A 12,383-nucleotide genomic window follows, 5' to 3' on the forward strand; every position below is an offset into this window, starting at 1 on the left:
CTCAGAGCAGGCCAAGTTGCTCGGCGGCGGGCTCTCTGTATAGCTCAGGCAACGGCGGCAAGCCAGGTAAACGCAGCATCAGTTTTGCGTGAAAACGTTGCGCCAGTCTGGCGGCCAGCAGGTTATCGGCGGTGTGCAGAAAGATGTAGGGCGTACGACCCTCTTCGATCCACTCGGCGATTTTCTCGACCCACGGCGCCAGGAACGGATCGTTCGCCTCAAGCTGGGGATGGCCGATGAAACGAACCTGCGGGAATTGGGTAAACGCTGCCGGACGCGGCGGCACCCTGGGCTTTTTCGATTGGGCGTGGAGCACCGACGGATCGGTCGACGTGCAACTAAACAGCGCGCGCGGATCGAGGCAGATGCGCTCGACGCCACGGTCCAGCAGCAGACGGTTGAGCATTCGCTCGCTATCCCCTTTGGCGAAGAACTCGTCATGCCGCACTTCCACGGCCAACGGTCGCTCAAGAGCTTCAATGAAACCGGCCAGTTCCGGCAATCGCTGCGGGGTGAAGCTTTTCGACAGTTGCAGCCACAGCGGCGAAACCCGTTCGCCGAGCGGGCTCAGCAATTGCAGGAAGGTTTCGGCGGCGGTCAGTTGTTCGCGCAGGTCACCGCCATGGCTGATGTCGCCGGGAAACTTGGCGGTGAAGCGAAAGTGTTCGGGCATGGTCTCGGCCCAGCGTTGCACGGTGCTGGCAGCCGGGCTCGCGTAGAATGTTGTATTGCCTTCTACGGCGTTGAATATTCGGGAATAGAGATTCAGGAATTCGGCGGGTTTGGCGTCGGGCGGATACAGATAATCGCGCCAGGCGTTTTCACTCCATGACGGGCAGCCCAGGTAGTAAGGCAACATCAGATGTACAGATCGAGGCCCATTACATCCGTATCCCAATCCACAAAACCGGCAGTGCTCAGGTAGCTGGCGAGTGCCGTGGCGACACTTTTGCTCATGGCACGGTGGTAGATCATGTCTTGCTGACGGGCCGGAAGATTGCTCAGGCGTTGCGCGGAAGCCTTGGCGGCACGGGCGGCCAGCTGCTCCTCGGACGGAATTTCCAGTTCGCCGTCGATATCGACGTAGTCGTCATCCGCCACCGGGCCTTTGCGGGGCTTGCGCTTGATGGGGTAGGACTGGGAGGAAACGCCGTCTATACGCATGGAGTACATGTCCGGTATCAGTAGTGGCAGTCTAGTGGCACATAACCCACTTCGCAAACCGCCGAGTGATAACTAGAACACAGAAATACGAAAAGGTTTAAAAGCGGGGATCAGAAAGTGACGATTGGCTGCAGTTGGAATGTTCATTGTGGCGAGGGAGCTTGCTCCCGCTGGGCTGCGAAGCGGCCCCAATTGTAGACAGGTACTTCGCGCAGTCAGCATTTACGACTGCTTCGCAGCCGGACGGGAGCAAGCTCCCTCGCCACAGAAACGCGTGGCTCAACGCGCCTTCGGGGTCGCCACTTTGTCGCGCAGATAAACCGGCTGAGCTTCATCCGCCACAATCGCTTCACCGCGTTCCCAGGCAAACCGCGCCAGCGTCAGCAGGTCCTCTGCGTGCGGCAACATGCCTGCGTCCTGCCCGCTCAGGTTGACGGCGATGCGCTCGGCATACCCCCAACCCGTGCCGGCGCCGAACCATTCACCACTGGCATCGGCCGGCAAAGCCGCGACTTCCGGCGGTAACACCGCTTCATTGCCAACCAGGCGCATCTCGCCCGCCGTTTCGCGGTAGCAACCCCAATACACTTCATCCATCCGCGCATCGATGGCGGCCGCGACCTGGCACACGCCGTGTTCGCGATACGCCCGTTGCGCCAGTACCGCCAGGTTGGAGACCGGCAACACCCGGCGATCCAGCGCAAACGCCAGGCCTTGCACCACACCGATGGCGATCCGCACGCCAGTGAATGCGCCCGGCCCACGACCGAAAGCAATGGCATCGACCGCTTGCAGGGTGGTTCCGGCATCGGCGAGCAACTGCTGAATCATCGGCAACAGCTTTTGCGCATGCAGGCGCGGGATCACCTCGTAATGGCTCGTGACTTTGCCGTCATGCAGCAAGGCAACGGAGCAAGCTTCGGTCGCGGTGTCCAGGGCCAGCAAGGTGCTCATCGATGTTTCCGTAAGAGAGGTCAGAAAAAGTGCGCCAGTATAAACAACTACGGCCCGCAAGCGGGCCGTAGACGATAAAGCGATTCAGTCTTTTCAGTTCAGCGCTTCAAGCACCTTGCCGGTGATCGCTTCAACCGAGCCAACACCTTCGATGTGGCTGTACTTCGGTTTGCCCTGAGCGGCGGACAGCTCTTGGTAGAACTTCACCAGTGGCTCGGTCTGGGCGTGGTAGACCGACAGACGATGACGCACGGTTTCTTCGGTGTCGTCTTTGCGCTGCACCAGCTCTTCACCGGTGATGTCGTCTTTACCGGCAATTTTCGGCGGGTTGTAGACGATGTGGTAAACGCGACCGCTGGCCTCGTGAACACGACGACCGGCAATGCGCTGGACGATGTCTTCGTCCTTGACGTCGATTTCGACCACGTGATCCAGCTCGACGCCGGCTTTCACCAGGGCTTCAGCCTGGGGAATGGTGCGCGGGAAACCGTCGAACAGGAAACCGTTGGCGCAATCGGCCTGGCTGATGCGTTCCTTGACCAGATTGATGATCAGGTCATCGGAAACCAGGCCACCGCTGTCCATGACGCTCTTGGCGATCAGGCCCAGCTCGGTGCCGGCCTTGACCGCGGCACGCAGCATGTCGCCGGTGGAGATTTGCGGGATGCCGAACTTTTCGGTGATGAACTTAGCCTGAGTACCTTTACCGGCCCCGGGAGCTCCCAGCAGAATGACGCGCATCGATGTGCTCCTCAATTTTTTATATAGATAACAACGGATTCGCCTCGTGGGGCCAATCTCAAAAACAGGGTCGTGACCGCCCAAACGGCCAAAGGCTGATCAAGATACACAGCAGGCCCGGACCACACAAGCCGCCGAAAGTCGGAGAAACCTGCGCCACGCGTGACCTTTCGACGGGGTACCCCAAGTCGCAACCCCATCATTAACTGTCGCCTTGCAGACCTTTTCAGTCCTTCACCTACAGGCACTCGACACTCGCGCCGGGTGCCTTTCCCCCACGACGAAAACCTTAGCCGGTATTTCGCAAACCGGCAGCAATCCCCGCCACAGACACCAGCAGCGCCTGTTCTACCGGGCTGCCCTGCGCCACTTCCTGTTGCCGCGAACGGGCCAACAGTTCGGCCTGCAATAGATGAAGCGGGTCGAGATAGGTGTTGCGCAGACGGATAAATTCGAGGGTGTCTGGGCTATGTGCCAGTAGCTGAGACTGACCAGTCAGCCCAAGGACCACGGCGCACGCCTGCGACAATAGGTCGCGTAAATGCGCACCCAAAGGGAGCAGATCCGCTTCGACCAGTCGCTCATCGTAGGATCGGGCGATGTCGGCATCGGCCTTGGCCAGGACCATTTCCAGCATATCGATCCGTGTGCGGAAGAACGGCCACTGTTCGCGCATCTGCCCCAACAGCTCGCCTTCACCGCGTTCCAGTGCCTTGCTCAACGCCGCTTCCCAGCCGAGCCAGGCCGGCAACATCAGGCGTGTCTGAGTCCAGCCAAAGATCCATGGAATGGCGCGCAGGCTTTCGATTCCGCCGGCACGGCGCTTGGCCGGACGGCTGCCCAACGGTAAACGGCCCAATTCCTGTTCTGGAGTGGACTGGCGGAAATACTCGACGAACTGCGGATTTTCCCGCACCACGGCGCGGTAAGCCTTGACCCCATCGGCGGCCAATTCGTCCATCAGATGACGCCAGGCCGGTTCCGGTGGAGGGGGCGGCAGCAAGGTCGCTTCCAGCACGGCCGCCAGGTACAGATTGAGGTTTTGCTCGGCGATGTCCGGCAGGCCAAATTTGAAACGAATCATTTCCCCCTGCTCTGTGGTGCGGAAACGTCCCGCTACAGAACCGGGTGGCTGGGACAGAATCGCCGCATGCGCCGGACCGCCACCGCGACCGACGGTGCCACCGCGACCGTGGAACAACAGCAGCTCCACTTGTTGCTCGCGGCAGATATCGACCAGGCGCTCTTGTGCCCGATATTGCGCCCAGGCCGCCGCGGTGGTGCCGGCGTCCTTGGCCGAGTCGGAATAGCCGATCATCACTTCCTGCGACCCTTGCAGGCGTGAGCGATAGCCCGGCAGCAGCAACAATTTTTCAATCACCGGACCGGCGTTATCGAGGTCGGCGAGGGTTTCGAACAGCGGCACCACGCGCATTGGCCGCAACACGCCAGACTCTTTGAGCAGCAACTGCACGGCGAGCACGTCGGAAGCGGCGCCGGCCATGGAGATCACATAAGAGCCGAGCGAAGCCCCCGGGGCGGCGGCAATTTCCCGGCATGTCGCCAGCACTTCGGCGGTATCGGCCGACGGTTTGAAATACGCCGGCAGCAACGGCCGACGGTTGTTCTGTTCACGCACCAGGAAAGCGATGCGCTCTTCCTCGCTCCAGTCTTCGTAGCGACCGAGACCGAGGTAGTCGGTAATTTCAGTCATCGCCGCCGTGTGTCGGGACGAGTCCTGACGCACATCGAGCCGCACCAGGAACAAGCCGAAAGTCACCGCGCGGCGCAGGCAATCGAGCAGCGGACCGTCCGCGATCACGCCCATGCCGCACTCGTGCAAAGACTGATAGCACAGCTCCAACGGATCCAGCAGATCACGGTTGTTGTGCAGCACATCGGCTGGCGCGGGGGTGGTGGCCGTCAACGAGGCATGCGCCCAGTTACGCGTCGCTCGCAGACGTTCACGCAACTGCTTAAGCACCGCGCGATAAGGTTCGGCGCTGTCCCCGGCCTTGGCTTTCAGCGCATCGCTGGCCTGCTGCATCGACAGTTCGGCGGCGAGCTGATCAACATCGCGCACGTACAAATCAGCCGCCATCCAGCGCGCCAGGAGCAAGACTTCGCGGGTCACGGCGGCCGTCACGTTCGGGTTGCCGTCGCGGTCGCCGCCCATCCACGAGGCGAAGCGGATCGGCGCGCCTTCCAGTGGCAAATGCAGGCCGGTGGCGGCATGCAGGGCTTTATCGGCCTTGCGCATATAGTTCGGGATCGCCTGCCACAGCGAATGCTCGATCACCGCGAAACCCCATTTGGCTTCGTCGACCGGCGTCGGCCGCGTGCGGCGGATTTCTTCGGTGTGCCAGGCTTCGGCGATCAGGCGTTGCAACTTCGCGTGGATCTGTTCGCGCTCGGCTGTCGTCAGGTCGCGATGATCCTGGGCCGCCAGTTGCGCGGCGATGGCGTCGTATTTCTGGATCAGCGTGCGGCGCGCCACTTCGGTCGGGTGAGCGGTGAGTACCAGTTCGATCTCCAGCCGCCCCAATTGCCGGGCCAGGGATTCGGCGCTATGGCCTTCGGCGCGCAGGCGTGCGAGCAATTCCGGCAGCACCCGTGATTCGAACGGGGCCGGCTGCGACTCTTCGCGGCGGTGAATCAGCTGATACTGCTCGGCGATATTGGCCAGGTTGAGAAACTGGTTGAACGCCCGCGCCACCGGCAGCAACTCTTCTTCGCTCAATTGGTTGAGGCTGGCGCTCAGCTCGGCATCCATCGAACCGCGACGGTCGGCTTTGGCGCCCTTGCGGATCTGCTCGATCTTGTCGAGAAAGCCGTCCCCGTACTGCTCACGAATGGTGTTGCCCAACAGCTCACCCAACAGGTGAACGTCCTCGCGCAAGCGTGCATCAATATCGGTCATCAGCAGTTCTCCAGCGAAAATCCAGGTGTCTTGGAATGCCATGCTCTGATAGCAGAGAGTGCCGCTCTAAAGCGCTTCTTACAAGCAGACGACGAAGGGGCGTTAAACCTTGTGCGTTCGAGCTAGTCTGAAGAGTAAGCCGTACAACGGCTTGCCGCCGACCATTGGCGGACACTCACACCGCCTGCCACGAGCAGGAGCGCAATGAGGTTTTTATGAAAATCCGTGAACTTGCCCAGCATTGGGAAGAAAACGCCAAAGGTCGCCTGACCGACACTGGCTACAGGATTCATCTGGACATGGAAGCCGCCGCACGACTGGCGGCGATCACCGAAATGTACCCCAAACGCCAACCCGAAGAACTGCTTGGCGAGTTGATCGGCGCCGCGCTGGAAGAGCTGGAAAAGAGCTTTCCTTACGTGAAAGGAGCGACCGTGGTGGCCACCGATGAAGAAGGTGATCCGCTGTACGAAGACATCGGTCCGACCCCGCGCTTTCTTGCGTTGTCCCGTCGTCACTTGCACGATTTGTCATCCGGTGACGACAAGCAAAAACACTAAATTCCCTCGCCGAACCCTGTGGGAGCGAGCCTGCTCTCGATGCGGGCTGACATCCGGTATTTATGTCGCCTGACACACCGCTATCGCGAGCAGGCTCGCTCCTGCAATTAGCTTGCGTACCCCTTCAAAAATGCGTGTTCCCGAGTCTCTAAAAGGTCGGGAATACCGCCGCACATTGCCAAAGTTCCCGATTTAGAGCCTTGTCCGTTCGGTCAAAGTTTTTTCAGGCGTAAGGCCATCTTCTCTGAACTTTTGAAAAACGCCTCGGGTCACAGCCATTAACCACGCCTGGGACGGCCGTTTCAGAACACCCCCGGAAATCGACGGTTACGGCTCCTTGCCCAGCATGGATTTTTAAGTTTTTCAGGAGTTATACCAATGGAGTTGAAGACCATGAAGACCCGAACTGCCAAATCCTCGTTCACCCAGCTGCGCGGTCTGAAACTGGCTGCCCTGGCAATCGGCAGCAGCTTCGTACTGGCCGGTTGCGCTGGCAACCCGCCGACCGAGCAATTCGCCGTGACCCAATCCGCTGTGAATGGCGCCGTCAGCGCCGGTGGCACCGAGTTCGCCGCCGTGGAAATGAAGTCCGCGCAGGACAAGCTCAAACAAGCCGAAATCGCTATGCATGACAAAAAGTATGCAGAAGCCAAAGTGCTGGCCGAACAGGCTGAGTGGGACGCTCGCGTAGCCGAACGCAAAGCCCAGGCACTGAAAGCCGAACAAGCTGTGAAGGACTCCCAGAAAGGGGTTCAGGAACTGCGTCAGGAAAGCCAGCGCACTGTGCAGTAAGCGCGCATCCCGACCTCAGACTTGAAGCTCTTATCGATAGAAAGGACGAATTATTATGCGTAAACAATTGATGATCCCCGCTCTCCTTGCCGCAAGCGTCGCACTGGCTGCTTGCTCCACCCCGCCCAACGCGAATCTGGAACAGGCCCGCACTAACTACAGCGGCCTGCAAGCCAACCCGCAGGCCAGCAAAGTGGCGGCGCTGGAAACCAAGGACGCCAGCGATTATCTGGACAAGGCTGACAAGGCTTATCTGGACAAGAAAGATCCGAACGAGGTCGATCAGTTGGCCTACCTGACCAATCAGCGTGTTGAAGTGGCGAAGCAGACCATTGCTCTGCGTACCGCTGAAGCCAACCTGAAAAACGCATCGGCGCAACGTGCACAAGCGCGTCTTGACGCTCGCGACCAGCAGATCAAGCAGTTGCAAGCCAGCCTGAATGCCAAGCAGACCGATCGCGGTACGTTGGTGACGTTCGGTGATGTGCTGTTCGCAACCGATCGTGCTGACCTGAAATCCAGCGGTCTGGTGAACATCAACAAACTGGCGCAGTTCCTTCAGGAAAACCCTGATCGCAAAGTGATCGTCGAGGGTTACACCGACAGCACCGGCACCGCGAGCCACAACCAGTCGCTGTCCGAGCGTCGTGCCGGTTCCGTGCGCACGGAGCTGGTAAAAATGGGCGTTGATCCAGCGCGCATCGTTGCGCAGGGTTATGGCAAGGAATACCCGGTTGCAGAAAACACCAGCACCTCGGGTCGTGCGATGAACCGTCGTGTGGAAGTGACCATTTCCAACGACAACCAGCCAGTGATCCCACGTTCGGCTATCAGCTCGAACTAAGCCTCACCTGCTGAAACACAAAAGCCCCGCCTGAGTCGATCAGGCGGGGCTTTTTATCTCTGCAATCTCACAAACCCTGTGGGAGCGAGCCTGCTCGCGATTGCGATCTGACCTTTAACATTGATGTCGACTGACAAAACGCTATCGCCGGCAAGCCGGTCTCACTCCTACATTTGATCTCTGTTGCAATCAGGATCGGGTTATTGCTCAAGTTTCTGCGGGGTTTCCTCGCCCATGCAACGCACGGCTTTTTTCTGGCTGTTGACCAATACGCCGGTCAAGCCTTTCTGTTCGGTGTCGAACATCACCAGCACGCCATCGATGCACTGGGCCACTTGCGACGCAGGTTCGAGTGAGACTTTGTAGTCTTCGCCCGGCACGGTCTTGAGCATGGTGAAGTCGCTGAGCAGCAGCGCATCTTCGGGTTTGGCGAAGTGCAGGTAGCCGTAGAACCACAGGGCGCCAACAGTGCCGAGGATGCTGCAGATACCGGTGATGATCAGCGGGATGGCGTTACGTTCTTCACTCATTGCGGACTCTCTGAGGGTTCATCTTCTGAATGCTTGGGTGCCGGGTAATTGGGGATTTCACCCAAACGGCGCAGGCCGTTGAAATGCTGCGGGTCTTCGAGATAACGCAGCATGACCTTGCGCCAGACCGGGTCGGCGAATGTCTGCACATGACCACCCCGGGTCAATTGCAGCACGCGCGGCGGCGGCGCAGCTTGATACAGACGGATGCCGTTGGAAAGGGGCACGATCGGATCGTCGATGCTGTGGTAGATCAGTTTCGGCACGCCGTTGAGCTGCGCCATGGAATTGATCGCGCTGTCGCCGTCTGGCACCAGCCACGACAGCGGCACTTGGAAAGCCCAGGTCAGCCAGGAATTGCTCAGGGCGAACCGGCCGATGCTGCGATAGCTGGCGGGCACGCCGTCGAGGACGAAGGCCTTGAGTTGTTTCTGTCGTTCGGGGTGCTGAACCAGGTAATGCACGGCCATTGAACCACCGAGGCTCTGGCCGAGCAGGATCAGCGGTTTGCCTTTGACCTCTGGGGCCTGATCGAGCCACTTGAACGCGGCGTCGATGTCCTGATAAATCGCCGGCAGACTCGGCTCGCCTTCGGACAGTCCGTAACCGCGATAATCGATCAACAGCACCTGGTAGCCTTCCTCCGGCAACCACCAGCTGCCGCCCAGATGCATCGGCAGATTGCCGCCATTGCCGTGCAGATGCAGCACCGTGCCCTTGACCTCGACGCCTTTTTTCGCCGGCAGCCACCAAGCGTTCAGCCTGAGGCCATCGGCGGTGGTGAGGGTCACTTCGCGGTATTCGAGCTTGGCTTTTTCCGGGGTAAATATCTGGCCGGGTTCGGGGTAAAACAGCAGGGAGCTGCAACCGCTCAAGGTCAGGAGAAGGCAGAAGATGCCGAGGACTCTCATCCGTTGAAACCCCGCTGTGAATGTTGGAATTTGTAAGCCTGACACAATCATTGTGGCGAGGGAGCTTGCTCCCGCTGGGCTGCGAAGCGGCCCCCAGCATTCTTTCAGCGATGCCGTGCAGGCAGGTTTCGCGGCTGCTTCGCACCCGGGCGGGAGCAAGCTCCCTCGCCACAGGTGTTGGGGTGATTCTTAGAGAATGTTGGAGTAATCCGCTTCGATCCGGTCCAGGCTCAGGTGGTTGAGGAAGTTGGAGAAGCACATCCACGCCGACAGCGCGTTCATGTCGCGGAACTGATCCGGCAAATACTTCGGCGGCACCACCAACCCTTCGTCCACCAACTGGCGCAAGGTGCGCATGTCTTCCAGCGTGGTCTTGCCGCAAAACAGCAGCGGAATCTGCTCAAGCTTGCCTTTGCGCACGGCCAACTGAATGTAGTTGTAAACCATGATAAAGCCCTTGAGGTAGGACAAGTCTTTGGTAAATGGCAGCCCGGTCGGCACCGAACCACGGAACACCCGGCTGGCGTTGCCGTAGCTTTCAGCCATTTCGAAACCTTGCTCGCGGAAGAACTCGAAGATCTGCAAGAAGTCCGCGCCCTCCTCCACCATGTGAATGGCGCGTGTGCGGTTGGTCAGTTTGCGCAGGCGGCTTGGGTAGGAAGCGAAGGTGATGATTTCCATCAGGATCGCCAGGCCTTCCTGGGTCACCGTCGACGACGGCGGGCCTTTGGAGAGGAAGGTGCAGATCGGCTGGTTCAGCCCGTTGAGCGTGGTGCCCACGTGGACCAACCCTTCATGGACTTCCAGGGCGCGCACGTCACGTTCGTTGAACATCGCATCGGTGCGAATCTTGATGTAATCGGCGCCAGCCGCCGCATCGGCCACGATACCGTCAGACTCGAATACCCGGATGGTTTCCTCGGCTTCGCCAAACACCTTGCTCAGCCGGGTCTGCAGTAAATGCACGGCGTCCTTGGCGGTGAGGATTTTCGGCTCGTCCTTCAGATCGCCGCGGCCATCAATGTTGTTCAGGTAATCGGAGAGCATCAGGCCGAGGTCGGAAAGGGTCGGATCGCCGGCATGGAACGCGTCGGATGCGGCGCCGTACAGCTCTTGGGAAATCAGCCCGAAATCCTCGGTGCCGCGCGCTTCGAGCATGCGCACCACCATCCGGTATTCCTTGCACATGCGCCGCATGATCTGGCCGACCGGGTTGAACTGGCCGAGCTGACGGGTGATGTCACGCTCGATGTTCTGGAACTCCAGCTTTACTTTGCTCGAATCAAACGACAGCGGCCGGTTGAGGTAATAGTCGCGGTCCACCGCCGGCATTTCCTTGCCCTTGGCCTTGAGGAAACCCTTGCGGATGCTGTCATCCCACTTGACCGCATCGAGGACGCGAATCGGCGTCTGTGCCAGCACAATGCGATCGGACAAAATGCGTATCGTCTGCTGGTAATCGTCCACCCGAAACTCCTGTAGAAAAACCGTTAGGTGCTGGCTTTATTTAACTTCAGCTTTGGTTTTGGCCAGGCGCTGATAGCGCACCGCCTCGACAAAGACATCGGAATTGGCCGGATCATCGAGGTAAGCAAAGACCTGATCCATGTTGTTGCTGATCAACACGCCTTCGCCGTCGTCGGTCTGAAAGCCTTCACCGCTCAGGACTTTTTGCCCCAGGGCCTGGTTGATCTGCTCGAGATCGAGGTTATAGACCACCAGTTCGTGCTTATCGGTGAGCTCAAAACCAGCGATCGTGAAATGCCCGCCGAACTGCGCCGGAACCTTGGCCGACAGGTACCAGCGACTGCCATGGCGCGACACTGTGAAGGGGTAGGCTTCACGCTCCCTGGGGTTGGCCTTGAAGTAGCTGACCGCCTGATAGCGATTGTCGCCCAGGCGCGTCAGTTCAAGGTTCATCGGCTCGCCCCACGCGTTGGTGCTGGTCCACTTGCCGAGTAAACCTTTGGGCGCGGGGTCGCTGGCGGGCAGTGGGTCCTTGAAGGTCACCAGACAGCCACTGAGCAGCAGGAACGACAAGGCGATCACAACGACACGCCAGGCTTTCATTCAACACTCCCTATGAACATACATCGCCCTCAAGTGGCCACCTACCCTGTGGGAGCGAGCCTGCTCGCGATAGCGGAGTGTCAGGCAACAGAGATGTTGAATGTCAGACCGTAATCGCGAGCAGGCTCGCTCCCACAGGGATTCGCCTCCACTCAGGAATCAAACAGACGCCAATACCAGGTGCATGTAGCGATTGAGGATACCGAGCATTTCGGCTTCGGCGACAGGCTCGGCGTCGTTGAGCAGGCCCTGATATTCCATCCGTCCGATAATCGCCGTCAACACCTTGGCATCCTGTTGCGGTTCGCGTGAACCCAAAACCTGGAAAAGCTGGCACGTGCCCTGTAGCAGGATTTGCTGATGTGAACGTACCAACAGCGCCAGGCGCGGGTTCAGCAGCGCTTCCTGACGGAACGCCTGCTCGGCCATCAAGTGTTCGCGGCGGTTGATCAGTTGCCGGTGCACATAGTCCGCCATCAGCCGCGCAATGTCGTCCGCCAGTTGCGAGCGCGACTCGGGACTACCGTCGCCGCTGACCACCATCTCGCGCAGCAGGCCCTCGTTGTTGACCCACAACTTGGCCATGAAAGCCGCGCTGCGTTCCACGTACTGGGCGAAGGTATCGGTGAGCAAGTCATCGATATCCTTGAAGTAATAAGTGGTGGCTGACAGCGGCACACCGGCCTCGGCCGCCACCGCACGGTGACGCACAGCCCGCACGCCATCACGCACGACGATGCGCATCGCCGCATCGAGAATGTCCTGTCGACGCTGCTCGCTGCCCTGTCGGCTGGCCTTGCGGCCCTGGTACTGAACGCTTTCAGCGACCGCAGTGGCGACGCCCGCTGCACCTTCTTGAGCAATTGCACGGTTCACGACAGGTATTCCTCTCTTACT

At 59.5% G+C, this 12,383-nt stretch carries 13 protein-coding genes; 3 read left to right on the forward strand and 10 right to left on the reverse strand.

The annotated features are described in order from the left end of the window. Position 1: 1 nt before the first annotated feature. From ACRC4F_RS30315 to ppc, 5 genes are all read right to left on the reverse strand, one after another. Positions 2 to 862, reverse strand: a complete 861-nt coding sequence (locus tag ACRC4F_RS30315) for a DUF72 domain-containing protein (protein WP_438662650.1) — start codon at positions 860 to 862, stop codon at positions 2 to 4. Further along, positions 859 to 1,164, reverse strand: a complete 306-nt coding sequence (locus tag ACRC4F_RS30320) for a hypothetical protein (RefSeq protein ID WP_438662611.1) — start codon at positions 1,162 to 1,164, stop codon at positions 859 to 861. Before ACRC4F_RS30320 ends, ACRC4F_RS30315 begins: the two co-directional genes overlap by 4 nt. Before the next feature lie 279 nt (positions 1,165 to 1,443). Next, positions 1,444 to 2,118: a tRNA (adenosine(37)-N6)-threonylcarbamoyltransferase complex dimerization subunit type 1 TsaB gene (gene tsaB, locus ACRC4F_RS30325; protein ID WP_438662612.1), complete on the reverse strand. Its 675-nt coding sequence runs from the start codon at positions 2,116 to 2,118 to the stop codon at positions 1,444 to 1,446. Positions 2,119 to 2,211: 93 nt separating this feature from the next. Then, positions 2,212 to 2,859, reverse strand: a complete 648-nt coding sequence (adk, locus tag ACRC4F_RS30330; RefSeq protein ID WP_218437095.1) for an adenylate kinase — start codon at positions 2,857 to 2,859, stop codon at positions 2,212 to 2,214. A gap of 289 nt (positions 2,860 to 3,148) precedes the next feature. Beyond that, positions 3,149 to 5,779, reverse strand: a complete 2,631-nt coding sequence (gene ppc, locus ACRC4F_RS30335; protein WP_438662613.1) for a phosphoenolpyruvate carboxylase — start codon at positions 5,777 to 5,779, stop codon at positions 3,149 to 3,151. A 215-nt stretch (positions 5,780 to 5,994) separates the two neighbouring features. On the opposite strand from ppc, the gene ACRC4F_RS30340 reads away from it, so the two are divergent. The 3 genes from ACRC4F_RS30340 to ACRC4F_RS30350 all read left to right on the forward strand — a co-directional run bounded on the left by ACRC4F_RS30340 (position 5,995) and on the right by ACRC4F_RS30350 (position 7,975). Next, on the forward strand, positions 5,995 to 6,339 hold the full coding sequence (locus tag ACRC4F_RS30340; RefSeq protein WP_438662614.1) for a pilin assembly protein: 345 nt from the start codon (positions 5,995 to 5,997) through the stop codon (positions 6,337 to 6,339). A 378-nt stretch (positions 6,340 to 6,717) separates the two neighbouring features. Further along, complete coding sequence (locus ACRC4F_RS30345) at positions 6,718 to 7,131, forward strand: DUF4398 domain-containing protein (RefSeq protein ID WP_438662615.1); 414 nt, start codon at positions 6,718 to 6,720, stop codon at positions 7,129 to 7,131. Positions 7,132 to 7,186: 55 nt separating this feature from the next. Next, positions 7,187 to 7,975, forward strand: a complete 789-nt coding sequence (locus ACRC4F_RS30350) for an OmpA family protein (RefSeq protein WP_438662616.1) — start codon at positions 7,187 to 7,189, stop codon at positions 7,973 to 7,975. Positions 7,976 to 8,175: 200 nt separating this feature from the next. Here ACRC4F_RS30350 and ACRC4F_RS30355 read toward each other — a convergent pair whose 3' ends face one another. The 5 genes from ACRC4F_RS30355 to ACRC4F_RS30375 form a co-directional block, all read right to left on the reverse strand. Then, the gene (locus tag ACRC4F_RS30355) at positions 8,176 to 8,505 is read right to left on the reverse strand and encodes a hypothetical protein (protein WP_438662617.1); all 330 of its coding nucleotides are present in this window, start codon (positions 8,503 to 8,505) and stop codon (positions 8,176 to 8,178) included. Beyond that, a complete protein-coding gene (locus ACRC4F_RS30360; protein WP_438662618.1) occupies positions 8,502 to 9,416 on the reverse strand; it encodes an alpha/beta hydrolase in 915 nt (304 codons plus the stop codon). Before ACRC4F_RS30360 ends, ACRC4F_RS30355 begins: the two co-directional genes overlap by 4 nt. Before the next feature lie 189 nt (positions 9,417 to 9,605). Beyond that, the gene (locus ACRC4F_RS30365) at positions 9,606 to 10,883 is read right to left on the reverse strand and encodes a flavohemoglobin expression-modulating QEGLA motif protein (RefSeq protein WP_438662619.1); all 1,278 of its coding nucleotides are present in this window, start codon (positions 10,881 to 10,883) and stop codon (positions 9,606 to 9,608) included. Positions 10,884 to 10,919: 36 nt separating this feature from the next. Further along, positions 10,920 to 11,486: a hypothetical protein gene (locus tag ACRC4F_RS30370; protein WP_438662620.1), complete on the reverse strand. Its 567-nt coding sequence runs from the start codon at positions 11,484 to 11,486 to the stop codon at positions 10,920 to 10,922. Between the two features lie 159 nt (positions 11,487 to 11,645). Then, entirely contained in the window at positions 11,646 to 12,362 is a 717-nt protein-coding gene (locus ACRC4F_RS30375; RefSeq protein ID WP_438662621.1) for a TetR/AcrR family transcriptional regulator, read from the reverse strand. Positions 12,363 to 12,383 lie beyond the last annotated feature (21 nt).

Source organism: Pseudomonas sp., assembly GCF_051660785.1.
Lineage (GTDB): Bacteria > Pseudomonadota > Gammaproteobacteria > Pseudomonadales > Pseudomonadaceae > Aquipseudomonas.